The organism is uncultured Rhodospira sp., from assembly GCF_937138205.1.
In the GTDB taxonomy this organism is placed as follows: domain Bacteria; phylum Pseudomonadota; class Alphaproteobacteria; order Rhodospirillales; family Rhodospirillaceae; genus Rhodospira.
The window spans coordinates 30,243-55,191 of record NZ_CAKZOT010000089.1 but is presented as its reverse complement, the minus strand read 5'-3'; the positions used below and the strand labels follow the sequence as shown (position 1 = coordinate 55,191).

Sequence of the window (24,949 nt, the reverse complement as noted above, 5' to 3'; positions counted from 1 at the left end):
CCATGACCGACTTTTCCGAACAGCAGATCCGCCGGTACGCCCGCCACATCGTGCTGCGCGAGGTGGGCGGCGTCGGTCAGGCGCGGCTGCTGGACGCGCGCGTGCTGGTGATCGGCGCCGGCGGGCTGGGCTCGCCGCTGGTGCTCTACCTGGCCGCCGCCGGCGTCGGCACGATCGGCGTGGTGGACGACGACACGGTGGACCTCTCGAACCTGCAACGCCAGGTGCTGCACGGCGGCGACGACGTGGGCACACCCAAGGTGGAGAGCGCCCACCGGGCGGTGGCCCGGATCAATCCGGATGTCCGCCTTGTGCCGCACAAGACCCGCCTGACCGTGGACACGGTGGAGGCCCTGGTCGCCGGCTATGACATCGTCTGCGACGGCAGCGACAACATCCCGACGCGCTTCCTGCTCAACGACGCCTGCCACTTCGCCGGCAAGACGCTGGTCTCGGCCGCAGTGCTGCGATTCGATGGGCAGCTGTCGGTCTACAGGACCCATGCCGGCGGCCCGTGCTATCGGTGCGTCTTCCCCACCCCGCCGCCGCCGGACGCCGTGCCGTCGTGCGGCGAGGCCGGCGTCCTGGGCGCGGTGGCCGGGGTCATGGGATCCATGCAGGCGACCGAGGCGATCAAGGAAATCCTGGGCATCGGCACCAGCATGGCCGGGCGGCTTTTGATCTTTGATGCCCTGTCGGGCGACCTTCGTACGGTGACGCTGCGGCCGGACCCGGATTGCCCGCTGTGCGGCCGGGCGCCGACGATCACCGACCTGTCCGTTCATCGAAAGACCGTGGCCGAATGACCCCGCCCCAGCGGGTCGCCCTTGCCATCCTGGCCGGCGGGTCGGCGCGGCGGATGGGTGGCGCGGACAAGCCCTTGCTGCCGCTGGGCGACGAACGGCCGGTGCTGGCCCACATGCTGGACCGGCTCACGCCCTGGCCCGGTCCCCTGGTGCTGAGCGCCAACGGCGATCCCGCGCGCTTCGCCGCCTACGACGTGCCGGTGGTGGCCGATTCGGTGACCGAGGCCGATGGCGCCTCCGCCGGGCCGCTGGCCGGCCTGCTGGCGGCGCTGGAGTGGATGGCGGCGCGCCATGCCGACGTTGAGTGGCTGGTCAGTGTGCCCGGGGATCTGCCGTTCGTGCCTGCCGACCTGTTGGCCCGTCTGTGGAACGCCCGCGAACGTGAGGACGCGGAGATCGCCGCTGCGGCGTCGGGCGGGCGCACGCACCACCTCGCCGCGCTGTGGCCGGTGCGGCTGGCGCCGGCGTTGCGTCGCGCCATGCTGGACGAGGGCCTGCGCGCCGTGCGCGCCTGGACCGGACGGCACCACGTCGCGGTGGCCGACTGGCCCACGGACCCGATCGATCCGTTCCTGAATCTCAATGGGCCGGACGATCTCGCCGTCGCGCGGGCCTTGACCGCGCCAGCGTGAGCGCCGGCACGCCCAACAGGCCGATCGCCCCGACCACGCCGAAGGCCACGCCCCAGGCCGTTGCCGACTCGCGACCGCCGGCCAGGTCCAGCGTCACCCCGAACACCAGCGGCCCCAGGAACGCCGCCCCGAAGCCCAGCAGGGAGTGCACCGCCAGCGTCGCACCCCGCCGTCCCGCCGGGGCGGTCTCCACCGCGCCGGTGGTCAGGGCCGCCGAATCGAGCTGAATCAGCCCGGCGTACAGGATGGCCGCCAGCGCCAGCAGCGGATAGGGCAGTCCGGCCAGCCAGCCGAACACCAGCGCCATCAGGGCCGAGGCGGTCATGTATACCTGGGTCGTGCCCGCCCGCCCGCGCCGGGTCGCCACCCGCGCGCCGCCGATGCTGGCCGCCATGGCCACCAACGCCCCCAGCGTCGCCACGCCGCCGGGCGACAGGACTCCGCCCCACACCGCGCCCCCGGCGCTGGCCATCCCGACGCCCAGGAAGGCGACCACCCAGGCGCGGAAGGCGAACAGCTCCCACATGTGCGTCACATAGCCCAGCACGTAGCCCATGGTGGCGCGGCTGGCGAATACCGGACGAAAATCCAGCAGCGCCCCGCGCGGGCCGTCCGCCGGCGGCTCGGGTGTGTGCGGGCGCAGCACGACCACCGCCAGCGCCGCCAGGACCGCCGCCGCCCCGGACACGGCGAAGGCGCCGCGCCAGCCGGCGACCTCGGCCACCAGCGCCGGCACCATGTACGACACGGCGCTGCCCAGACTGAAGGAGGCGGTGTAGAGCGGCACCGCACCGGCCCGCCGATCGGCGGTGATGCGGTCGACCATCAGGCGCAGGCCAGGCATGTAGGTGCCCGCCAGCCCCACCCCGGCCAGACCGCGCAGGATCAGCGCGCTCCAGAACCCGTCCGCCACCAGGGCGAAGGCCAGATTGGCGCCGCCGGCCAGCAGGGCGCCGGCCATGAACACCCGGCGCGCGTCCACCCGGTCGGTCAGGGCCACCAGCACCGGCGCCGCCAGCGCATAGCCGCCGAAGACAACGCCGCCGATCCATCCGGCCTCGGTGTTGGTCAGGGACCAGTCGGCCATGAACACCGGCAAAAGTGCCGCGAACGCGAACACCCCGACCATGGTCAGCACCTCGGCGCCGCAGGCGGTCAGGATGATGAGGTTGGGTCGGGGAGGCGCGGTCACGACACGGGGCGCGGTCCTACATCACCGCTTCGACCGCCTCGACCTCGGGGACGTAGTAGCGCAGCAGGTTCTCGATGCCGTGCTTCAGGGTCGCCGTCGAGCTGGGGCAGCCGTGGCAGGCGCCGCGCATGTGCAGGTAGACGACCCCATTGCGGAAGTCGTGAAAGATGATGTCGCCGCCATCCTGGGCCACGGCCGGGCGCACCCGGGTATCCAGCAGCTCGCGGATTTGGCGGGTCACCGGGGAATCGGTCGCCGCCTCGTCGTTGTCGGCGCCGCCCGCCAGCATGATCGGCTCGCCGGCCGTGTAGTGGTCCATGATGGCGCCCAGGACCATCGGCTTCAGCACCTGCCAGTCGGCGGCGTCGGCCTTGCTGACCGAGATGAAGTCCGACCCCAGGAACACCGCCGCCACGCCGTCGATGCGGAACAGTCGCGACGCCAGCGGCGAGCGGGCCGCGTCGGCCTCGGTGCCGAACTGCGCCGTGCCGTCCCCCAGGACATCGCGGCCGGGCAGGAACTTCAGGCTGGCCGGGTTCGGGGTGGGCTCGGTCTGGATGAACATGGCGAGGGCTCTCCCTGACAGAACGATGGCGGCACGCGCTCTGACCCTGACTTAAGACCCTCGCCGGGCTTAATCAAGACTCAAATGGTCTGGTATTGCGCCGGCCGCGCCCCATGGCTCCCTTAGTCGCCCTCGATTGTGTCGACGGAGTGCGTCGGCCGTGGAGCACAGCGCTTGGCGCCCACACGGTCGTTTCTCATCAGGCGCCGGCGCGGGCCAGCTTGGCCAGTTCCACCTCGGCGCGCAGTTCGATCTCGTCGAGCAGGGCATCAAGCTGGCGGTCCGGCCCCTGCTCGCGCTTCTGGCGCACCATGCTGGCCAGTTCCATCAGGCGGTCCTTGGGGATGGCGCCGAGAAGCAGGCCCAGGCGCACCTCCTCCAGGCGTTCGAGCATATCCTCGCCGTGCTCGACCAGCCGCGCCTTGCGTTGGCGGCGTCCGGTGGCGTCATCGGCCGCGCCCGCTTCCTGCGCCGCCAGCAGGCCACCCAGCCCGCCCACGGCCTGGGCGTCACCGGCGGCGGCGGTGCTGTCGGTTTCCTCGGCCGCCTCGCTCAGGAACCCGCGCAGGGCGCGTTCAAAGTCCAGGCCGGCGGCACTGTCGACGGGGCGCTCCGACCGCCGGACTCGACCGGCCGGTGTGCCGCGTCCAGGTCCTTCGATCTTCGTCGTCATGGCATCCACCCGTCCAGTCCCGCCGCCGAACCGTCCCAGACCTGTCCGGAGGCCTGTCCGGATCCCTCGGTCCGACGCGGGCGCGGCGGCACTGGTCGCCCGCTTGATCCCGGCCGCGCTGCAACCGGTGCGCCAGTTCGGCGCGTGTGCGCCAGCGCTGGCACCCAAACAATAATACGCTTTCTGAGCGGATGTAAATAACATCTTAGGATTCATGGTTTTTTACGGAATTGCGGCAAGGGCACGCGGTTCCGCGCCGGGCACCCCCGCCGCCCAGCCCGCTGGGCAATTCCTGCCCACCGACCGGCCGAGACTGCCCACCTCCATGTCCCGTGAGACACCGTCCGGCGCCGCGATCCGCGCCCGCCCAGAGTGTTCCATGTGGCACGAGTTTCGCATGAGCCGGGACGGCGCAGTGTGTTCGCCGCACCGCGCCGTTCGAAGGACATGTTTTGCCGATATCCCTGGCACCTGCCCCCTGGACCGTCTGGACACACACGATGACGACCATGACTGCCAGTTCTCCGCTCCGCCCGCGACAACCGCGCCGCGCCCCTGCCCTGCCCGTCTTGGCGGCCGTGCTCGGCCTCGCGGTGATGCTCCTGGCGGCGGCGCCCGGGGCCTGGGCGGCCTCGCGCATCAAGGACATCGCCACCTTCGAGGGCGTGCGCGACAACATCCTGATCGGCTACGGACTGGTGGTGGGCCTGAACGGCACCGGCGACGACATGGACGACGACCCCTACACGCGCGAAAGCCTGATCGGCATGTTGGAGCGCATGGGCGTCAACACCCGCGACGACGACCTGTCGCCGGACAACGCGGCCGCCGTCATGGTGACCGCCACCCTGCCGCCCTTCGCCCGGCAGGGCAGCCGCATCGACGTGACCATCAGCGCCCTCGGCACCGCCAGCAACCTGCTCGGCGGCACCCTGTTGGTGACGCCGCTGTTGGGCGCCGACGGCGAGGTCTACGCCGTCGCCCAGGGCCAGGTGCAGGTGGGCGGCTTCGTTGCCGAGGGTGAGGCCGAGACCGTCACCAAGGGCGTGCCCACCAACGGCCGCATTCCCAACGCCGCCATCGTCGAGAAAGAGGTTCCGTTCGAACTGGGCGACATGGAATCGGTCAAGATCAGCCTGCGCAATCCCGACTTCACCACCGGCCGGCGGGTCAGTAACGCCATCAACACGTTTCTGGGCACCGAGTTGGCCAGCCAGCTTGACCCCGGCACCGTGTTGATGCGCGTGCCGCGCGACTATCCGGGCGGCGTGGTGGGTCTGCTGGCCGACGTCGAGCAACTGCGGGTCGAGCCCGACCAGCTCGCCCGGGTGGTCATCGACGAACAGACCGGCACCATCGTCATCGGTGAGAACGTGCGCATCGACACCGTGGCCATCGCCCAGGGCAACCTGACTATCCGCGTCACCGAGACGCCGCAGGTCTCGCAGCCGGCGCCGTTCTCCACCACAGGGCAGACCGAGGTCGTACCGCGCACCGAGATCGAGGTGGACGAGGAAGAGGACAACCAACTGACCGTCGTCAATCCCGGCGTGACGCTGCAGGACCTGGTCAACGGCCTCAATTCGCTGGGCGTGGGGCCGCGCGACATGATCTCGATCCTGCAAGCGATCAAGGCCGCCGGCGCCATGCAGGCGGAAATCCAGGTAATGTGAGGCCCGATGTGATGGACACCCTGATTCAGAGCCAGAGCGCCTTGGCCTCCGACGCCGTCGGCGCCGCCGCCGCCGGTGCCAGCGCGTCGGCGCTCGCGTCCGCCGCGCGCGCCGGCAACGTCGCCAAGGCCCGCGCGGCCGCCGAGGACTTCGAGGCCTTCTTCCTCGCGCAGATGATGCAGCCCATGTTCTCCGGCCTGTCCACCGAGCCGCCGTTCGGCGGCGGCCATGCCGAGACCGTGTGGCGCTCGCTGCTGGTCGACGAGTACGGCCGCATGATCGCCCGCCAGGGCGGCGTGGGGGTCGCCGACGGCGTCATGCGAACGATGTTGTCCACCCAGGACGTGACCGCCTGACTGATTGCCCGAGCTTGGGAGAGCCCGCCATGTCATCGGACAAGCCAACCCTGAAGCCGCCGCCCGCGCTGGGATCGCGTCCGCTGGCGTCCCAGCGGACCGCCCCTGACACCCCGGTCAAGGCGTCGCCGGCCTCCGCCGGCGCCCCGCGCCTGAGCATTGGCGTGGCCGGCGCCGCGCCGCAACAGGGCAGCGCCTCCGCGCCGGCGGGACCCACGCCGCCCAGCCTGAGCCTCGCGAAACCCGGCGGTGCCTCCCCCGCCGGCACGGCCGCGACCACGCCGGCCGCCGCGCCGCCACCGCCGGGACAACCGACGCAGGCCCGCCGGCCGCGCCGGCCGCGACGCGCCACCGATCCCCAGGCGAGCCGGCCGCGCAAACCGCTGGAGCCGGGCCGGAGCGTCCGCGACCTGCGCCCGCCCAAGGGCACGGTGCGGTCCAACGCGACGGTGGCCGAAGTGCTGCGCGCCGCCCAGGCCCTGACGGAGGTGCTGGTCGAGGAAAACACGGCGCTGCGCTCGCACAACGTCGAGGCGGTCAAGGCGCTGGCCGACCGCAAGAACGCCTGCACGCAACTATACCGCAAGCGGATGCTGGCCATCCACCGCGACCCCGGCCACATGACCAACCTGCCGGAGGACGAACGCGAGATCGTCCGCGCCATGGGCGTGTGGATGGACGCCCACCTGTCGGAGAACGTTCGCCTGCTCAAGAGCACGATGGAGGCCACGAATCGGCTGATGACCGTGATCGTGGACGCCATGCGTGATGTCAACGGCGAGGCGGCGGCCGCCTACAACGCCGGCGGCCGGATGGCCGAGTCGAGCCACAACCCAGCCCGCGTGACCCTGTCGTTCAACGAAAACCTGTAGCCGCCGGCAGAAGCCGGCCGCAGCGCGAAGGGACCTGGAACCATGAGCCTCACACAAGCCCTGAACACGGGACTCCTGGGGTTGCAGACCAGCCAGAAAGGCCTGGACCTGGTCTCGCGCAACATCGCCAACGTCAACACCGTCGGCTACACCAAGAAGGTCTTCCATCAGGAAAGCCTGGTCCTGAACGGCACCGGCGCCGGGGTGCAGGTGACGGAGGTCACGCGCCGGGTCGACATGGGGCTGATCCAACAACTCAACCGGGAAAACGCCACGCTCGAATCCCTTGAGGTCAAGGCCGAGTACTTCGAGCGGATGCAGGCCCTGTTCGGCAAGCCGGGCGCCAACAACACCATCTCGCACCTGATCGGGAGCCTTGCCGACGAGGTCGAGGCCCTGGCGCTGGACCCCGCCGAAACCGGACAGCACCTGTCGACCGTGCGAAGCGCCGAAGATGTCGCCATGAAGCTCAACGCCATGGCGGACACCCTGCAGAGCCTGCGCCTGGAGGCCGACCAGGAGATCGAGGACGCCGTCGGCGACGTCAATGACCTGCTGTACGAGATCAAGGGCCTGAACGAGGAGATCGGGTACGCCCTGGCCACGGAAAAGGACGGCACCGACCTAATCGACAAGCGCGACCAGGCGGTCAAGGAACTGAGCGCGCTGATGAACATCACGACGTTCCTGCGCGACACCGGCGAACTGACGGTCTACACCCAGGGCGGCAGCATCCTGGTGGACTACGAGGTCAAGGAACTGAGCCACAGCTCGGTGTCCAATATCATGGCCCTGCACAGCAAGGACGGCGGCGACATCGGTCCCATCTCCCTCATCGGCCAGGACATCACCGACGACATCACCAAGGGCCGGCTGTCGGCCCTGATCGAGATGCGCGATTCGACGCTGACCGACTATCAGGCCCAGCTCGACGAACTGTCGGGCTCGTTGCAGGATACCGTCAACCGCATCAACAACCAGGGGACAAGCTTCCCGAACCTGGCGAGCGAATACGTGGGGACGCGGACGTTCCTGGACTCGGCCAACCAGACCATCACCCTGGACGGGAACCACGACACGGTCGTCGCCCTGTTCGACAGCACCGGCGCCGAAGTGGGCCAGACCACGCTGAAGACCGTCATGGGCGGCGCCGGTCCGTTCACGGTGGACGCGGTGGCCGCGGGCTTGAATGGCTGGCTCGCGGCCAACGCCGATCCGGGCGCCACGGCCGCCGTCAACGCCGACGGCGTGTTGGAAATCAACCTCAACACCACCAGCCTCGGTCTTGCCTTCAAGGACGTCAACACCACCGCTGGCGCCGATCCGGCGACCTGGACGCACGAGGACGCCGAGATTGCCTTCGACATGGACGCCGACGGCACCGACGATACCACCGTCTCCGGCTTTTCGAACTTCTTCGGCCTGAACGACGTTTATACATCAGAGCGCAACGACTGGGCCTGGGAGTCCGACATCAAGTCCGCCGGCTGGACGCCCATGACGGCCGGCACGCTGAACTTCAGTGACAACGACCCGGCGAACGCGGGTCTGATTTGGGGCACCATCGCCGTCGCCGCCACCGACACCATTCAGGACATCGCCGACAAGATCAACGCCACCGGCAGCGGTCTGACCGGGTTCCTGGAAGCCGAGGTGGTGCCGGAAGGCGACGGCGTGCGGCTGCGGCTCAAGCAACTCAACGGGTACGACATGGCGGTCACCCAGGCCGGTGGCACCGCCCTGATCGACGCCCTCGGCCTTGAGGTCAGCGACACCGGCCTGTCCAACCAACTGGCCATCAAGACCGAGATCACGGAAAACCCCTCGCTGATCTCGCGCGGCGCGATGATCTACAATGCCGATACCAGCGAGTATACCCTTAGCCCCGGCGACAACAGCACGGCCAACGCCTTGGCTGAGGCCCTGCGTGCCACGCAGGCCTTCGAAAGCGCCGGGGACCTGCCGGCCACGACCAAGTCGCTGGCGGACTTCGCGGCCATGACGGTGTCATCGAACGCGAGCGAGGCCGCGAACAACGAGTCGAAACTCGAATACCAGGTCGGCCTGGTGGACACCCTGAGCCTGAAAAACGCCGAGATCAGCGGCGTCAACCTCGACGAGGAACTGGCCGAGTTGCTCATCTTCGAGCAAAGCTATTCGGCGTCGGCCCGGGTGATCTCAACCATTTCCGACATGTTTGACGTGCTGAACAGCATCGTCTAACAGGATCCAGGACGATGACGGACCGCGACCGGACCAGTGACCGCCGTCACCCAGGCAAGCAGGAGGCGATGCCATGATTTCCATGTCGGCCCGCGTGGGCACGTTTGCCCAGAGCACATCGCTGGTGCAGCAGATGACCACGCTGCAAAAGCGGATGTACGAGACGCAGACGCAGCTTGTGACCGAAAAGAAGTCGCAGGACTACGCCGGGATCTCGAAACAGAGCTTCCGCCTGGTCAGCATCGAGGCCGAGCTGTCCTCGGTCCAGCGCTTCACGCAGACTAACAACGTCGCGGAGGCACGGCTGAGTGCGATGAACACGGCCGTCACGGCGGTGGAAAAGCGCCTGCACGATCTGCGGACCGAGCTTGATCTGCTGGGCAGCAATTCGGCGACGGAGCCCCTGACCGACGAAGAACGGGAAAACCTGGATAACGTTCAGAAGTATGCCTTCGCCGCGCTTCAGGACATGACCTATTACCTGAACACCCAGGCCGATGGCGGCTACCTGTTCTCCGGCGGCCGCTCGGACCAGAGGTCGGTCAACCTGTCGTATACGTCGCTTCAGGACTTCCAGAACTTCTATGACGGCGGCACGATCACCTTCCCCGACACGCGCACGGCCAATGTGGCGAACATTTCGGTCGACAACGGCGAGCATGGCGGCTTGGCGTACGCCGGCGGCCCGCCCCCAGGAACGCCCTACACCATCACGGCCGGCACCGCCGCCGCCTTCGACGACATTCCGGTCGGCGCCACCATCCGCCTGACCGACAGCACCGGCCAGGAGGACGTGTACACGGTCCTCACCAACGCCGGGGCCGGTACCCTTGAGGTGAGCGACGGCCGCTACGGCACCAACCCAAACACCTTTGCTGCCGATGCGACCCTGGAAACCATCAGCTACTACGGCGGTGACGATCTGGTGACCGAACACCGCGTGAGCGAGCGCCGCACCGTCGACCTGGGCATCAACGCCAAGGACCCGGCATTCGAAAAGGCGATCCGCGCCATGGGTTTTCTCGCCCAGGGCAATCTCTACACCGACGTCAGCGCGGCGGATTCCACGAACCTAACGTTCACGGCGGCCGTCCCGGGGACGGACGGCGGCACCGTGACCGCGGGAACAGCGGGGGCCTTCAGCGACATCCCGGTGGGTGCCGAGGTCTCGTTCAACGGCACGGCCAACAATGGGGGGATCTTCCTGGTCACGGCCAACGACGGTGACACCCTGACCTTCGCCGATCCAACGGATCCGCAATACGCCGATTACAGCGCGGCGGCGCTGGAAGGCCCCGTTGCGGCCGACACTTCGTCCTTCAGCGCGTTTCGGATCGATGACGCGAGGACCCTGCTCAACGATGCCATCAGTCATGATCGCAACCTGACCTCCGAACAGAGCAGCGACGTCAAGGAGGTCCTGCAACGCCTCGGCTTTGTTCAGGTGACGGTGCACACGGCCCTGGAGGAGTCCCAATCTTACGAGGCGTACCTCAAGAACCGCGTCTCCGATATCGAGAACGTCGACACGACCGAGGCCGCCGTGCGCCTGCAGAAGGACGCCCAGGCGCTGGAGATCGCCTACCAGAGCTACGCCCGCATCAGCGAGCTGTCGCTGCAGAACTACCTGCGGCTCTGATCCCACCCCGCTGCGGGTGACGTCAGGTTATGAGTCGTCGGGACTTATGCCGGCAGGCATTTGGGTTGACTCGTTGACCGGACCCATTTCTTGCCTTTTCCCGAGATCCCTCCGCCCCTTCCGGGGCGGTCGGGATGACATTTCATGATATGAAACAACCACATCTCTCGTCCCGAGCGAGCGAAGCGAGCCGAGGGATGTCGTGCGGCGCCCGCTGACGCGGCCTTCAAGCGCACCCTACGGATCACACCCCCTACTCCCACTCAATCGTCCCCGGCGGCTTGCTGGTCACGTCATAGACCACCCGGTTCACCCCGCGCACCTCGTTGATGATGCGGCTGGCCACACGGGTGAGAAACGCGTGGTCGAAGGGGTAGCTGTCCGCCGTCATGCCGTCCGTCGCGGTCACGGCGCGCAGGGCGATCACGAACTCGTGCGAGCGGCCGTCGCCCATCACGCCGACGCTGCGCACCGGCAGCAGCACGGCGAAGGCCTGCCAGATGGCATCGTACAGGCCGGCGCGCGCGATCTCCTCCAGATAGATCACGTCGGCCTTGCGCAGGATGTTCAGCTTCTCCCGCGTCACCGGTTGGTCGGGCAGGCGGATGGCCAGCCCCGGCCCGGGGAAGGGGTGGCGGCCGACCATGGCCTCGGGCAGGCCGAGTTCGCGGCCCAGGGCGCGCACCTCGTCCTTGAACAGCTCGCGCAGGGGCTCGACCAGGGCCATGTTCATGCGCTCGGGCAGGCCGCCGACGTTGTGGTGCGACTTGATGGTCACCGACGGCCCGCCATGGAACGACACGCTCTCGATCACGTCGGGGTACAGCGTGCCCTGGGCGAGGAAATCGGCGCCGCCGATCTTTTTCGCCTCGTCCTCGAACACGTCGATGAACAGCTTGCCGATGGTCTTGCGCTTGACCTCGGGGTCGGACACACCCTCCAGTGCGGTCAGGAACACGTCGTCGGCGTGGCGCACCACGAGCCGGATGTTGAAACGGTCGCGGAACACCGCCTCGACCTGCTCGGACTCGCCCTGGCGCATCAGGCCGTGGTCGACGTAGACGCAGATCAGTTGCTCGCCCACCGCCTCGTGCACCAGGGCGGCGGTCACCGCGCTGTCCACCCCGCCCGACAGGCCGCACAGCACGCGGCCGCCGCCCACCTGCTCGCGGATGCGGGCGATCGCCTGGTCCTTGAACGCGGCCATGGTCCAGTCACCCGAGCAGCCGCACACCCCGTGCGTGAAGGCGCGCAGCAGGGCGGCGCCGTCGGGGGTGTGCACGACCTCCGGGTGGAACTGCACGCCGTAGAAGCGGCGCGACTCGTCGGCGATGGCGGCGCAGGGGGCGCCGGCGCTGGTGCCCACGACGGAGAACCCGGGTGGCAGGTGGTCGACGCGGTCGCCGTGGCTCATCCACACCTGATGGCGCTCGCCCGGACGCCAGACGCCCTCGAACAGGCGGCAGCCGGCGGTCACGTCCAGGAAGGCGCGGCCGAACTCGCGGTGGTCGGCGCCGCCAACGCGCCCGCCCAATTGTTCCACCATGGTCTGCTGGCCGTAACAGATGCCCAGCACCGGCAGGCCCATGGAGAACAGCTCTTGCGGCGCGCGCGGTGTGCCGAGGCCGGTCACCGAGGCCGGGCCGCCGGACAGGATCACACCCCTGGGATCGTATGCGCGGATGGTCGCGGCATCGACGCGGTTGAACGGTTGGATCTCGCAATAAACGCCGGACTCGCGCACCCGCCGGGCGATCAGTTGGGTGACCTGGGATCCGAAATCGACGATGAGGATGCGGTCCATGGGCGGCGGGGCTCCGGCTGGCACGGGGGAGGACGGCCGGACTTATAGCAGCCGGCCCCCACCAGAGGCACGGCGAAATGCTGCTCATCTTGACCCCGGGGTGCCCGACGCCCATTCTGAGACACAGGCTGGCGGGGACGGCATGGATATCCAGTTTAGCGAACGCGCCGTGAAAGAACTGTCAAGGCTTCGTCCGCCTTCGCTGCAAGACCGTGTCGTGGCCAAGATCAAACAGTACGCAGTTGATCCCGTATCACTGGGGCATCAGGTCAAAGCGTTGGCAGGCCGCGAAGGCTATCGACTGAGGGTGGGAGACATCCGCGTCATCTTCACGCTGACCGGCGAGGCCCCACACCGCGTCATGTCCATCTCCAACGTCCGGCACAGGAGAGACGCGTATGACTGACACCGTGACCATTCCGCGCGCCGAGTATGAGGCGATGCAGGCCCGGATGGCGGATTGGAACGACCGTTTGGACCTGGCCGTGATCGAAGAGCGGCGTGCCGAGCCGACCCTGCCGCTGGCGGACGTCGAACGCCTTCTGGCCGGCGAGCATCCGGTGCGGGTCTGGCGCCAGTCGCGCGGCCTGTCGACAGAGGCCTTGGCGGCGACGGCCGGTCTGACGCCGGCGGCCGTGGAGACCATCGAACAGGGCCACGCCTCCGCCACCGTCGCCGACGCGCAAGCCCTGGCGCGCGCCCTCGGCGTCACGCTGGACACGCTGTTCGGCGCCTGACTGAACGCCACCGTTCCCCGGCGTCAGGACAATGGCCGTCCCACGAACGAATGAGGCCGCGCCGGAATTGTGATCATCCAAGACGCGGCCTGCCATCCGGAGATGGTCTTGCAAGCCCGATAAACGGGGGACCGCCAAAGAGTATGATGCCGGCCCCGCGCGAGCAATGACGATGGCAAAAAGCAAAAGCCCCACCATCTTTTATGAAGGTAGGGCAGATTCGACCCGCGAAGCGGGGCAATCCGCCGCGTGGCGGCGATGCGGCGGGTTGCGCCTTCGGCGCTACGAAAGCTCTCTACGAAAGCTCGCCTATAGCAGCGGCCAACCCCAACGGCACGCCCGAAAACGCCAAGGACAGAGTCTTCTTGCCCCTACCGCGTCGGCACCGGCGCGTCGCCCGTGTAGTCGTAGAAGCCGCGCCCGGTCTTGCGGCCCAGCCAGCCGGCCTCGACGTACTTCACCAGCAGCGGGCAGGGCCGGTACTTGGAATCGGCCAGGCCCTCGTACAGCACCTGCATGATGGCCAGCACGGTATCCAGGCCCACGAAGTCTGCCAGTTCCAGCGGCCCCATGGGGTGGTTGGCGCCCAGGCGCATGGCTGAGTCGATGGCCTCGACGCCGCCGACGCCCTCATACAGGGTGTAGACGGCCTCGTTGATCATCGGCATCAGGATCCGGTTGACGATGAAGGCCGGGAAGTCCTCGGCCGGGACCGAGGTCTTGTCCAGTTTCTCGGCCACCACGCGGACGAGCTGATAGGTCTCCTCGGCGGTGGCGATGCCGCGGATCAGCTCCACCAGCTTCATCCGCGGCACCGGGTTCATGAAGTGCATCCCGATGAACCGGCCGGGGCGATCGGTGGCCGCCCCCAGGCGGGTGATGGAGATCGACGAGGTGTTGGAGGCCACCACGCACTCGGGCGGCAGGTGCGGGCACAGCGCGGTGAGGATCTGGCGCTTGACGGTCTCGTTCTCGGTCGCCGCCTCGATCACCAGGTCGCAGTCGGCGAACTGCTCCATGCCCAGGCCGGGGGCGATGCGCGCCAGCCCGGCGTCGCGATCCTCCTGTGTCAGCCAACCGCGCCCGATATGCCGGTCCATGATGTGGGCGATGGTCGCCATGCCCTTGTCGAGCGCCTCCTGGCTGACGTCGGTCAGACGGACGTCGAACCCGGCCACGGAACAGACGTGACTGATGCCGGTGCCCATCTGGCCGGCGCCGATGACGCCGATCTTCTTGATCATGATGCGGTCCTTGTGGTGAACGGGAGGCGGGCGCCCGGCAGGCGGAGCCGGCTACTTCGACAGCTCCGCTTCCAGTTCCGGCACCGCCTTGAACAGGTCGGCCACCAAGCCGTAGTCGGCGACCTGGAAGATCGGCGCCTCCTCGTCCTTGTTGATGGCGACGATGACCTTGGAGTCCTTCATGCCGGCCAGATGCTGGATGGCGCCGGAGATGCCGACGGCGACATACAGTTCGGGGGCGACGATCTTGCCGGTCTGGCCCACCTGGAAGTCGTTGGGCGCGTAGCCCGCGTCCACCGCCGCGCGGCTGGCGCCGACGGCGCCGCCCAGCTTGTCGGCCAGGCCCTCGATGTGGTGGAAGTCCTCCATCGAGCCGACGCCGCGCCCGCCGGAGACGACCACCCGGGCGCTGGTCAGTTCGGGCCGCTCGGAGCTGCTGAGTTCCTGGCTGACGTATTTGGACAGGCCGGGGTCCTCGCCGGCCGGCAGGTCCTCGATGGCGGCCGTGCCGTTTCCGTGCGGCGCCTTGTCGAACGACGTGCCGCGCACGGTGATGACCTTGGGCGCGTCGGCCGTCTGCACGGTGGCCAAGGCGTTGCCGGCGTAGATCGGGCGCACGAAGGTATCGGGCGAGACCACGGCGGCGATGTCCGAGACCTGGGCCACGTCCAGCAGGGCGGCGACGCGCGGCATGGTGTTCTTGCCCAGCGTGTCGGCGGGCGCCAGCACGTGGTCGTAGTCCTTGGCGATGCCGGCGATCAGCGCCGCGAAAGGCTCGGCCCGGTGGTGGCCGTACAGCGGCGAGTCGCAATGCAGCACCTTGGCGATGCCGTCGAGCTTGGCGGCGTCCTCGGCGGCGGCGCGGCAGCCCTCGCCGGCCACCAGCACGGTGATGTCGCCGCCGATCGCGTGGGCGGCGGTCAGGGTGGCCAGGGTGGCCTGCGCGACGGCGTTGTTGTCGTGGTCGGCAATGACGAGAATGGTCATGGTCAGATCACCTTCGCTTCGTTGCGCAGCTTGTCCACCAGCGTGGCGACGTCGGGCACCATGATGCCGGCCTGGCGTTCCGGCGGCTCCTCGACCTTCAGGGTCTTGAGGCGCGGCGCCACGTCGACGCCCAGGCTGCCGACCTCGATGGTCTCGATGGGCTTCTTCTTCGCCTTCATGATGTTCGGCAGCGAGGCATAGCGCGGTGTGTTCAGCCGCAGGTCGACGGTGGCCACGCAGGGCATCTTGACCTCAATGGTCTCCAGGCCGCCGTCGATCTCGCGCGTCATGGTGGCCGTGCCGTCGCCCAGCGCGACCTTGGACAGGAACGTCGCCTGCGGCCAGCCGAGCAGCCCGGCCAGCATCTGGCCGGTCTGGTTGCTGTCGTCGTCGATGGCCTGCTTGCCCATCAGCACCAGGTCGGGGGTTTCCTTCTCGACCAGGGCCTTGAACAGCTTGGCCACGGCCAGCGGCTGGAGTTCGTCGTCGCTCTTGACCAGGATGCCGCGATCGGCGCCCATGGCGAGCGCGGTGCGGATGGTTTCCTGGCACTGCTGCGGCCCCATGGAGACGGCGATCACCTCGGTGGCGGTGCCGGCCTCCTTCAGGCGCACGGCCTCCTCGACGGCGATCTCGTCGAAGGGGTTCATGGACATCTTGACGTTGGCCGTCTCGACTCCGGTCTTGTCCGCCTTGACGCGGATCTTGACGTTGTAGTCGACGACGCGCTTGACGGCGACAAGGACCTTCATGGCGTTTCCCTGTTCATTTCCTGGCGGCATTCGATGGACTCAGGGCGCGATCGCGAACCCGCGCCCCTTTCGCATTGCAGTGTATCTAAGGGGTCCCGCCCGGGGCTGTCAAATCCGTGGAGTGGGGCAGTTTGAAACCCGGCGTGTGATCCAGTGTTTGCGTCCGGGCCCCGGCATCACCACTGTATGGGTTAGGCTGCCTTGTCATCAGGTTGGCGCGACACCTGCAATGTCAATGTGGATTCACAGCCTGTCCAGTACGCGATACGATTTCGCCGTCAAGAGAACGTGAGGCACGCCATGTCGCGTGGTCCACATGGGCGGAAGTGCCCCACGGACATGAACCCGTCAGTGACTCGCCCAACTGGTGAGATCGAGGATCGCGAGCAGGATACCGGCTAAGACCGCGCCATGTCCGAGCTTGGGCGGTCAGGGGGAATCAAAGGCGGGAGGGCGCGGGCACAGAGCCTGACAGCCGAGCAACACGCGGAGGTTGCTCGGCGGGCTGCGGAAACGCGCTGACAAGAATGACTGCTGAAGTTGCTGTCGCAAATCGCTAGGCTGTGGCCCTGGCCGCTGATAGTGCCGTGACTATTGGGCGTGGCAGTGAGCGGAAAATGTTCCAGTCTGAAAACAAGTTTTTTGAGCCAAGCGAAACAACGTGAATTGAGATGCGAGTAGATTGATAATTGGGTCGATAAATTCAAGAGTCTTTTCAAATAATACTGCAAGCCGACAAAAGAGCAGCAGACGGATCTTCTGTCTTGAAATCGGCGCGGCGGTTGATTTCTGCATCGGCCCCCCTGACCTCTATCGCCGGCGAGGAACTCAATAAATGTCAATATGTTATGCGGAGTAACCCTCTGCCTATTGGAGGTCATTTTGCCGAGCCGGTTTACAGACAGCCTGACGCCGGGCGCCCGGGACGTCATCCATTGGAACGATGCCTTGCACGGGTTCGGCGTTTGGGTCTGGCCGACCGGGCGGGATACAAACGCGCGGTCGAGCTGGTCATCAACCCGGCGCTCGGACCACGCCGCATCACGGACATCGAACGCCGCGACATCGCCGACCTGCATTATTCCCTGCGGCACATTCCCTACCAGGCCAACCGGACGCTGGGCGTGCTGTCGAAGATGTTCAATCTGGCGGAGGTCTGGGGCCTGCGGCCGGACGGCAGCAATCCGTGCCGCCATGTGGGCAAGTACCCGGAGCGCAAGCGGGAGCGGTTCCTGTCGCCCGAAGAGTTCGCCGCCCTTGGCGAAGTTCTCCGCGATGCCGAACAGGATGGGTCGGAAACGCCCTCGGCCATCGCCGCCATCCGCCTGCTGGCCCTGACCGGGTGTCGGCTGAACGAGATCATGACCCTGCGCTGGGAGCATGTCGACCTCCGCAACCGGGCGCTGCGGCTGCCTGAGTCCAAGACGGGGGCCAAGGTGGTGCATTTCGGCGAGACGGTGGACGCCGTGCTGCGGGGCATTGAGCGCGTCGACGGGAACCCCTGGGTCATCACCGCACGGAAAGAGGGATCGCGGCTCACCGACCTGCAGCACCCCTGGCGGCGCATCCGCGCCGGCGCCGGCCTGGAGTCGGACCCCGCCCTGGCCGCGCGGGCACGGACGGCCGGGCTGACGATCCTGGAGCAGGATGTGCACGTCACCGCCCGCGTTCGCGCGAACCAATTGTATTGACAAGCAAATCGTCGTGGCGATCGGGTCCGGATCGCTCGAGGTTGCCCTAGTTCCCCGACATCAGGGCGGGGACATCGATCTGCCCCAGGCCGGCGTTGAAGGCCTCGCGCGCGGCATCGCCCGCCGGCGACTTCTGGAAGCAGACGAACAGCTCCTTGTCCGCCAGCAGCGTGCCGTTCATCTGCACCTGCCCCTCAAGGTCCGGATTCTGCTCGACGAGCCAGCGCAGGACGTTGGAATCGATCACGGCGATGTCGAGACGGCCGGCCGCGACCTTGCGGACGTTGGTCAGGTCGTCGTTGGCGGGCTGGACGCTGAGGCGCCCGTCGGCGGCGCGCGCGTCGAACTCCGGCGTGTTCACGTACCCGGACACGGTGCCGATCTCCAGCCCGGCCAGGTCATCCAGCGTGGTCCATTCGACGGGCGCGGAGGTCGATTCCACGAACCCCAGGGGACCCGATCCCATCTTGGCGGAAAAGGCGCACTTTTCCTCGGCGAGTTCCGGCGAGCAGTACTCGGGAAAGTAGCCGACATATCCCTCGCCGAGGCCGGTGGCCACGGCCCGCTGCCAGGGCAGGAACACCACCTCCATGCTGTGGCCGGCGGCCTCGAAGGCCGCGCGGGCGACCTTGACGCTCAGACCGCCCTCGTCCAGCGCCTCACCGGAGTATGGCGGCCAGTCCAGGCTGGTCAGCTTGAAGGTTTCGGCGTTGGCCGGGCCGGCGGCGCAAACAAAAAGAAGTCCACCAGCGACCAGATTCACCAAAGGGCGCGCAGCCTTGTTGTGCATAGCAATGCCTCCGCTCGTTAAAAGAGAAAACGTCACCGCTTTTCGTGTGCATGTATGGAGCGCGAAGTGCTCAAGTCCATTGAAACTTTTGTGTAACAACTAATGCGAAAGTGAGGAAATGGAAAACTCAGCCTAGGAAGATTCTCGAGATACGGGAGCCACTATACAGTTCGATATAGTCATCAGTCTCCTTTATAACCAATTTAAGAGATGAATTCGATTCTAGCACTCGGTTATTCGCAATCTTCTCGAATCTGTAACACGCATCGGGTCTTCCGTTGTCATACATGGCACCATAACCGGCTGTCGCGGCCTTTGCCGCCAACGGACCCAGGGGGCTGACCATGCGATTCAAATCCGTGACGCTTCCAATCGTGCTGGCGTCCACGCTGCTGGCCCTTGCGTTCAAGGGCCTCCTTCTTGCTGGCGTCCTGAGTGTCGTGACGGCGGACCAGGTGGACAGCCTGACGGCCAGGGCGCGCAACATGGCCACCCTGTCGGCCGAAATGATGTCGTCCCCTATGTGGAACCTGGACCAGGCGGAGCTGGAGCGCCTTCTCGGACTGTTGGAGGACGACGCCGACCTGTACGGCGCCGCCGTGCTGGAGAAAGGCAAGCGGCTCCACAGCATCGGACAGCCGATGGACGACGAGGCCGCGCCCGACGACCTGATCCGGCTCGAAGTGCCCATCAATCATGCCGATTCGCCCGAGCCCATCGGCAGCCTTCAGATCGCGTTCTCAAAGGCCAGCCTGGAAAAGCGGGTGGCCGAGACGGTGCGCCTGGCGGTGCTCATCATGGTCGGCCTGGCCGCCGTTCTGGCGTTGCTCGTCTATCTGGTCATGCGTCGTCTCGTCGGACCTCTGCGCGAGCTGACCGGTGTCATGGACGAGTTGTTCCGGGACAACCTGGACGTCAAGGTCCGGCACGATCAGCGCCGCGACGAGATCGGCGCCGTCGCCCGCACCCTGGTGGCCTTCCGCGAGAACGCCCAGGCGCGCCGGCAACTGGAGGCGCAACAGGCGTCGGAACAGCGGCGCAACGCCCGCCGGGTCAAGAGCGAGATGGTCGCCCTGACCAATGCGCTCGACGAGCAGGTGCGCAGCGTCATCACCGTCGTCGAGAGGCAGGCCGACGTGATGCACGACGCGGCGGTGGAGATGCGTCAGGCGATTGTCTCCACCCAGCAGCGCGCCGGCGCGGCCGCCGGTGCCTCGCACGACGCGGCCTCGAACGTCGACGCCGTGGCCGCCGCGTCGGAACAGATGTCGACGTCGATCCACGAAATCAGCCAGCAGGTGAACAACGCCACCTCCATCGCCCACCGCGCCGCCGAACAGGCCGAACAGACCAATGGCCGAATCGAGGGCCTGGCGCAGGCCGCCGAGAAGATCGGCGAGGTGGTCAACATGATCAGCGACATCGCCAAGCAGACGAACCTGCTGGCCCTGAACGCCACGATCGAGGCCGCGCGCGCCGGCGAGGCCGGCAAGGGCTTCGCCGTCGTGGCCAACGAGGTCAAGACGCTGGCCACCCAGACCGCGAAAGCCACCGAGGAGATCGCCGAGCAGATCGGCGGAATGCAGTCCGCCACGCGCGAGGCCGTGACCGCCATCGAGGGCATCGTCAAGGTGGTCGCCGAGATCAATGAAATCACGACCTCGGTCTCGGCGGCGGTCGAGGAGCAGACGGCGGCCACGCGCGAGATCAGCAACAGCGCGCAAAAGGCCAGCAGCAGCACCCAGGACGCGGCCGGCAACATCACCGAAGTCTCCAACAGCGCCGAGGTCACCAGCACGCACTCCAACGACGTGCAGGCCGCCGCCGAGGACGTGCGCGAGCGGGTCCGGCACATGCAGGACTCGCTGCAAAAGATCATGCGCGCCAGCAGCGAGCAGGACCGCATGTTCGCCGCCCTGCACACCGTCAATCTCGCGGTCACCGTCGACCTTGGCGCGGGCCGGACGGAAAGCTGCCTGTTGCAGGAATTGTCCATGGGCGGCGTCGGCACCCTGGATCGTGTCATCCCGCTGGATCGGGGCCAGTCGTTCCGGGTGGCCATGCCGGACGTGGGCTCCGTCGACGGGACCGTCGTCGCCCGCACCGACACGCTGACGCACATCCGCCTGGATCCCTCGGACGAGGAGATGAAAACCCTTGAGGCGTTCATACGCCGACGGGGAATCGCCTGAGCCGCCGGGAGTGACTGGGGCGTGCCATCGACGCAACGACGCGTTCGCGACGCCGTCAGTGTGACGCTTCGTGGATATTGCGTTTGGAGGGGTGTACCACCCCGTCCACTCATGGCTTTTTATGGACCAGTCCAGCAGGCTGTCCAGAAGCCGGGCGGGGCGTCGGGTCGGTCACCCACGGTCGCGCGGAAGGATCAACGGCCCATGCGTCTGCTGCCTCTGCTGGTTCTGGTCTGCGTGCTGAGCCTGTCCGGGCCGGTCCGGCCGGCGGCGGCGGCCGAGTCGGACTTCCGCCCGGCCATTCTGCTTGATGAAGACCGGTCTCGCCCTCACGACGCGGGCGGCGGGTTCGTGGACATGGCCCTGGCCGGCGCGCACGCGTTCACCACCCTGACCGGCCAGCCGGTGGCGGAATTCGCCCTCGCCTCGGCTGACGATTCGGCGCCGATGCCCCTGGCCCACCAGGCGCAACGCGCGCTGGAGCAGGGGTATACCGCGCTGATTGGCGTCGGCTTTTCCTACAAGCAGGCGTTCGCCGAACTGGCGCCCCGGTATCCGGATGTCCGGTTTGTTCTGATCGATGCGTCCGTGTTCGGGATGAACGTGCAGTCGCTGGTCTTCCGTGAGCATGAGGGCGCCTACCTGATGGGCGTCATCGCCGCCACAGCGTCGTCCCGGGATCACGTCGGGTTCGTCGGCGGCTGGGACTCGCCGCTCATCCGCCGCTTCGCGTGTGGGTTTGTCCAGGGCGCGCGGTCCGTGACGCCGGACGTGGCCATCGAGATGGCCATGGCGGGCGACGATGTCTCCGCCTTCCATGATCCGGAGGCAGGCTACCGCCTGGCCCGCCAACAGTTCGAGGCCGGCGCGGATGTCGTTTTCCATGCGGCCGGCCATACCGGGGCCGGGGTGATCCGCGCGGCGGCCGAGACCGAGGCACGCTTTGCCATCGGCGTCGACTACAACCAGAACGGCGAAGCCCCGGGGCATGTGCTGACCTCAATGCTGAAACGGGTCGACATTGCCGTCTTCCGCTCGCTCAAGTCCCTGGCGGGAGGAACCTGGACGCCGGGAACGCATGTTCTCGGCCTGCCCGTGGGGGGCATTGGCTGGGCGCTCGACGAGCATAACGTCCACCTGTTTTCCGACGAGACCTATCGCGCCATCGCGGAGGCCGAATTCGCCATCCTGGTCGGGGACATCGTGGTCAACGCCTACAGCACCGACAGCGGATGCCCTGGCCACGCGTTCGAGCCCGCTGGCACCACGCCATGACCGACACGACAGACACGGGGACGCGCGCCGACATGCGCATGACGGTCGCCACATCGCTGAAGATGACCATGGGGGGGATGCTGATCCTTATCCTGGTGTCGTCCGTCGTGTCCGTGCTGTCGTTCCATCAGATGACGGCCCGCATTACGCCCCTGACCGACCGGGTTTTGCCCACGTTTGCCCAGGCCGACGTCATCAAGGATCTGGCGCGGGAAATCGAACGCCTCGCCCACCAGATTCCCAACGCGACGGGATCGTTCGAGCTGGAAACGCTTCTGTTCGCGGTGCGCGACAACGCCGAGGCACTGCAGGCGGCCATCGACGAGCTGGACCCCGACCTGGTGGGGGGCGACGACAAGGCGGCGGCGCACCGCAACGTCGAGCTTGTCGAACAGGCCATCGTGCACCTGCACGGCCTGATGCTCCAGCGCGAGACCCTCGATGTCCGCGTGCGGGAGGCGGCGAGCTCGTTGGTCGATGCCCGCCGGATCGTCCGCGCCGTGGCGACGGACGACGGGAATGCTCCTGGCGCGGAGGGCGCGTCCGACCGCCCCACCAATGCGCCGCCGGAGCCGGAGATGGTGGCGCTCCTGCAGATCGTCGATCAGGCCGAGACCGCGATCCTGTCGACCCGCCCGGCGCAGGTGGCCGCCCATCGGGACCGGTTCGAGTCGCTGCTCAATCGGTTCCTGGCCGACCCGAGCGTGAACCGGCCGGTCAGCACCGCGCTTCTGAAAGTCCGGGCGCACCTGCGACCGGTGTTCGAGACCCGCCTGCAGGCCCTGCGGCTCGACCTGCAAATCCGGATCGCGGTCAAGCGTCTGGTCGCCTTGGACCGCCTGATCAACCACATCACGGCCCTCACCCATGGGATCGCGGATCGCACGCGCGTCGGCATCACCGACATCGAACAGACGGTGATGACCCGCACGCCCGTGCTGCTGGCGGCGTCGATCCTGTCGATCCTGCTGGCGGTCGCCGGCCTGATCTATATCAACACTCAGGTCCTGCGGCGGATGCGACGGGTTCGCGCGGTCATGCAGGACCATGTCCACGGTCACCGCCCGCCGCTCGACATCGGCGGCGGCGACGAAATCGCCGACATGGCGCACAGCTTCGAGCACTTCGTGCGGGCGGTGGACGAGAAGACCGGTCAGGTGCAGCGCCAGCGCGATCTCGTCACGGCCGTGCTGGACAGCATGACCGTCGGCGTCGCCGCGTTCGACAAGGACCTCAACCTGATCGCCTGGAACCGTCCCTTCCTTGAGATCCGCGACTATCCCGAAGCCCTGGCCCAACCCGGCACGAAGTACGCCGCGTTCGTGCAACACGACGTGGCCCGACAGGAATTTGGCGAGGGCGACCCGGAGGCGATCTTCGCGCGGCAGATGGAGGAGGCCGCCCGCTTCGAACCCTGCGAGATGCAACGCCGCCGGCCCGACGGCCGGTTCGTCGATGTCCGCCGCGGCCCCATCAAGGGCGGCGGGTTCGTGTCCATCTTCTCGGACATCACGGCCCGGATGAAGGCCGAGGAGGCGCTGACCAAGGCCCTGGAGGAAAACCGCCGCCAGTCCGACCGGTTCCAGAACCTGACGGCGAACCTCCCCGCCATGGTGGTGCAGTTCGAGATTTGTGCCGACGGACGCCCCCGTATCGAGTACGCCAGCCCGGACATGCAGGCCGTGTTCGGTTTTTCGGGGGACGGGCCGGATCCCGGCACGGACGCGGACGCGGACGCGGACGCCGCCCATCCACTCCTGGACCGGGTGCATCCGGCGGACCGGCCCGACCTTGAGGCCGAGTTCCGGCGCCTGTCAGCCGGCGACAGCGTCCTGCATCACACCTTCCGGGTGATCGACACCGACGGCGGAACGCGATGGATCGAACTCGCGGCGCGCGCCTACCCGCGCGGCGAGGAGCGTTGGGGATGGGACGGAATGCTCCTGGACGTCACCCAGCGCAAGCTCGCCGAGGACGCGTTGCGCCGCAACGAGGAAACCCTGCGCGCCATTCTGGAGTCCTCGCCCGTCGGGGCCGGCATGGTGCAGCGCGACGGGTCCCTGTCCTTCGCCAATGCCGCCATGGCGGCACTGCTGGACGTCGACAGGGACGATCTCAACGAGACCTCGATGGCCTCGTACTACGCCGACACCGGCGACGAGCAGCTGTTCCTGGAGCACCTGCGTGCCGGCGAACCCATCCGCGACCACGAGGTGACCCTGCACCGGCGCGACGGCCATGCCCTGACCGCCTTGGTGACGCTCATCCCGGCGGGAACGCAAGGCAGCCATTTCTGCTGGGTCTACGACATCACGGAACAGAAGGCCGCAGAGCAGGCCATCCACGAAAAGGAAAAGACCCTGCGCGCCATTCTGGAGACGTCGCCGGTCGGCACCACCATCGTCACGGCGGCCGGACACCTGTCCTTCGCCAATACGGCCGCCGCCTCGATGCTGGGCCTGACGCCAGAGGAGATGGTCGAGACCCATCCGCGCGATTTCTACGAGGACCCGGCCCAGCGCGACGCCGTCATGGCTCGGGCCGCCGCCGGCGAGACCGTCTTCAACGAAGAGATCGTGCTGCGGCGGGCGGACGGCAGCACGGTCGACGCCCTGCTGACCCTCGTCCCGACGCCGGATGGAGAGTCCTTTTTCGCCTGGGTGTTCGACATCACCAAACGGAAGCGGGCCGAGGACGAGGTCAGGGCGAAAATGCTGGAGCTTGAGCAGTTCAGCCGCATCGCCGTCGGCCGGGAACTGCGCATGATCACCCTCAAGCGGGAGATCAACGCCCTGACCGCGCGCCTGGGCGACAATCCCCCGTATCAGATCGCCGACTAGGGATGC

At 67.5% G+C, this 24,949-nt stretch carries 21 protein-coding genes; 13 read left to right on the top strand and 8 right to left on the bottom strand.

The genetic code is table 11. The features are described from left to right. Positions 1 to 2: 2 nt before the first annotated feature. A complete protein-coding gene (moeB, locus tag Q0309_RS12600) occupies positions 3 to 806 on the top strand; it encodes a molybdopterin-synthase adenylyltransferase MoeB (protein WP_299441448.1) in 804 nt (267 codons plus the stop codon). Next, positions 803 to 1,438 (top strand): molybdenum cofactor guanylyltransferase MobA, encoded by a 636-nt coding sequence (mobA, locus tag Q0309_RS12595; protein WP_299441445.1) that lies wholly within the window; start codon positions 803 to 805, stop codon positions 1,436 to 1,438. The genes moeB and mobA overlap by 4 nt, the downstream gene beginning before the upstream one ends. Here the strand turns inward: mobA and Q0309_RS12590 are convergent. The 3 genes from Q0309_RS12590 to Q0309_RS12580 form a co-directional block, all read right to left on the bottom strand. Then, positions 1,386 to 2,630: a nitrate/nitrite transporter gene (locus tag Q0309_RS12590; protein WP_299441442.1), complete on the bottom strand. Its 1,245-nt coding sequence runs from the start codon at positions 2,628 to 2,630 to the stop codon at positions 1,386 to 1,388. The genes mobA and Q0309_RS12590 overlap by 53 nt on opposite strands. Positions 2,631 to 2,646: 16 nt before the next feature. Next, the gene (locus Q0309_RS12585; RefSeq protein ID WP_299441439.1) at positions 2,647 to 3,195 is read right to left on the bottom strand and encodes a NifU family protein; all 549 of its coding nucleotides are present in this window, start codon (positions 3,193 to 3,195) and stop codon (positions 2,647 to 2,649) included. Positions 3,196 to 3,394: 199 nt separating this feature from the next. Next, entirely contained in the window at positions 3,395 to 3,868 is a 474-nt protein-coding gene (locus Q0309_RS12580) for a flagellar assembly protein FliX (protein ID WP_299441436.1), read from the bottom strand. A gap of 596 nt (positions 3,869 to 4,464) precedes the next feature. Between Q0309_RS12580 and Q0309_RS12575 the strand changes: the two genes are divergently transcribed. The 5 genes from Q0309_RS12575 to Q0309_RS12555 all read left to right on the top strand — a co-directional run bounded on the left by Q0309_RS12575 (position 4,465) and on the right by Q0309_RS12555 (position 10,631). Continuing rightward, on the top strand, positions 4,465 to 5,541 hold the full coding sequence (locus Q0309_RS12575) for a flagellar basal body P-ring protein FlgI (protein ID WP_366940621.1): 1,077 nt from the start codon (positions 4,465 to 4,467) through the stop codon (positions 5,539 to 5,541). An 11-nt stretch (positions 5,542 to 5,552) separates the two neighbouring features. Further along, positions 5,553 to 5,897, top strand: coding sequence for a rod-binding protein (locus Q0309_RS12570; RefSeq protein ID WP_299441433.1), 345 nt, complete (start codon positions 5,553 to 5,555; stop codon positions 5,895 to 5,897). Between the two features lie 29 nt (positions 5,898 to 5,926). Further along, positions 5,927 to 6,769, top strand: coding sequence for a hypothetical protein (locus tag Q0309_RS12565; RefSeq protein WP_299441430.1), 843 nt, complete (start codon positions 5,927 to 5,929; stop codon positions 6,767 to 6,769). A 42-nt stretch (positions 6,770 to 6,811) separates the two neighbouring features. Next, complete coding sequence (gene flgK / locus Q0309_RS12560) at positions 6,812 to 8,992, top strand: flagellar hook-associated protein FlgK (protein ID WP_299441427.1); 2,181 nt, start codon at positions 6,812 to 6,814, stop codon at positions 8,990 to 8,992. A 73-nt stretch (positions 8,993 to 9,065) separates the two neighbouring features. Continuing rightward, positions 9,066 to 10,631, top strand: coding sequence for a flagellin (locus Q0309_RS12555; RefSeq protein WP_299441424.1), 1,566 nt, complete (start codon positions 9,066 to 9,068; stop codon positions 10,629 to 10,631). A 253-nt stretch (positions 10,632 to 10,884) separates the two neighbouring features. On the opposite strand, the gene guaA is transcribed toward Q0309_RS12555, so the two are convergent. Continuing rightward, entirely contained in the window at positions 10,885 to 12,435 is a 1,551-nt protein-coding gene (guaA, locus tag Q0309_RS12550; RefSeq protein ID WP_299441420.1) for a glutamine-hydrolyzing GMP synthase, read from the bottom strand. Positions 12,436 to 12,577: 142 nt separating this feature from the next. Between guaA and Q0309_RS12545 the strand changes: the two genes are divergently transcribed. Then, a complete protein-coding gene (locus Q0309_RS12545) occupies positions 12,578 to 12,841 on the top strand; it encodes a type II toxin-antitoxin system RelE/ParE family toxin (protein ID WP_299441417.1) in 264 nt (87 codons plus the stop codon). Continuing rightward, entirely contained in the window at positions 12,834 to 13,172 is a 339-nt protein-coding gene (locus Q0309_RS12540; protein ID WP_299441414.1) for a helix-turn-helix transcriptional regulator, read from the top strand. Before Q0309_RS12545 ends, Q0309_RS12540 begins: the two co-directional genes overlap by 8 nt. Positions 13,173 to 13,543: 371 nt before the next feature. On the opposite strand, the gene Q0309_RS12535 is transcribed toward Q0309_RS12540, so the two are convergent. From Q0309_RS12535 to Q0309_RS12525, 3 genes are read right to left on the bottom strand one after another with little or no spacing between them, the layout of a single operon-like run. Further along, entirely contained in the window at positions 13,544 to 14,416 is an 873-nt protein-coding gene (locus Q0309_RS12535; protein WP_299441411.1) for a 3-hydroxybutyryl-CoA dehydrogenase, read from the bottom strand. A 51-nt stretch (positions 14,417 to 14,467) separates the two neighbouring features. After that, on the bottom strand, positions 14,468 to 15,403 hold the full coding sequence (locus Q0309_RS12530) for an FAD-binding protein (RefSeq protein WP_299441409.1): 936 nt from the start codon (positions 15,401 to 15,403) through the stop codon (positions 14,468 to 14,470). A 2-nt stretch (positions 15,404 to 15,405) separates the two neighbouring features. Next, a complete protein-coding gene (locus Q0309_RS12525) occupies positions 15,406 to 16,155 on the bottom strand; it encodes an electron transfer flavoprotein subunit beta/FixA family protein (RefSeq protein ID WP_299441406.1) in 750 nt (249 codons plus the stop codon). A 965-nt stretch (positions 16,156 to 17,120) separates the two neighbouring features. Between Q0309_RS12525 and Q0309_RS12520 the strand changes: the two genes are divergently transcribed. After that, on the top strand, positions 17,121 to 17,846 hold the full coding sequence (locus Q0309_RS12520) for a tyrosine-type recombinase/integrase (protein WP_299441403.1): 726 nt from the start codon (positions 17,121 to 17,123) through the stop codon (positions 17,844 to 17,846). Between the two features lie 46 nt (positions 17,847 to 17,892). On the opposite strand, the gene Q0309_RS12515 is transcribed toward Q0309_RS12520, so the two are convergent. Then, positions 17,893 to 18,636 carry a transporter substrate-binding domain-containing protein gene (locus tag Q0309_RS12515; protein WP_299441400.1) on the bottom strand — a complete coding sequence of 248 codons (744 nt, stop codon included), beginning with the start codon at positions 18,634 to 18,636 and terminating at the stop codon, positions 17,893 to 17,895. Between the two features lie 359 nt (positions 18,637 to 18,995). On the opposite strand from Q0309_RS12515, the gene Q0309_RS12510 reads away from it, so the two are divergent. From Q0309_RS12510 to Q0309_RS12500, 3 genes are all read left to right on the top strand, one after another. Further along, entirely contained in the window at positions 18,996 to 20,828 is a 1,833-nt protein-coding gene (locus Q0309_RS12510; protein WP_299441397.1) for a methyl-accepting chemotaxis protein, read from the top strand. A gap of 204 nt (positions 20,829 to 21,032) precedes the next feature. Next, positions 21,033 to 22,103 carry a BMP family ABC transporter substrate-binding protein gene (locus Q0309_RS12505; RefSeq protein WP_299441394.1) on the top strand — a complete coding sequence of 357 codons (1,071 nt, stop codon included), beginning with the start codon at positions 21,033 to 21,035 and terminating at the stop codon, positions 22,101 to 22,103. After that, positions 22,100 to 24,943, top strand: coding sequence for a PAS domain S-box protein (locus tag Q0309_RS12500; RefSeq protein WP_299441391.1), 2,844 nt, complete (start codon positions 22,100 to 22,102; stop codon positions 24,941 to 24,943). Before Q0309_RS12505 ends, Q0309_RS12500 begins: the two co-directional genes overlap by 4 nt. The last annotated feature ends 6 nt before the right edge of the window (positions 24,944 to 24,949 follow it).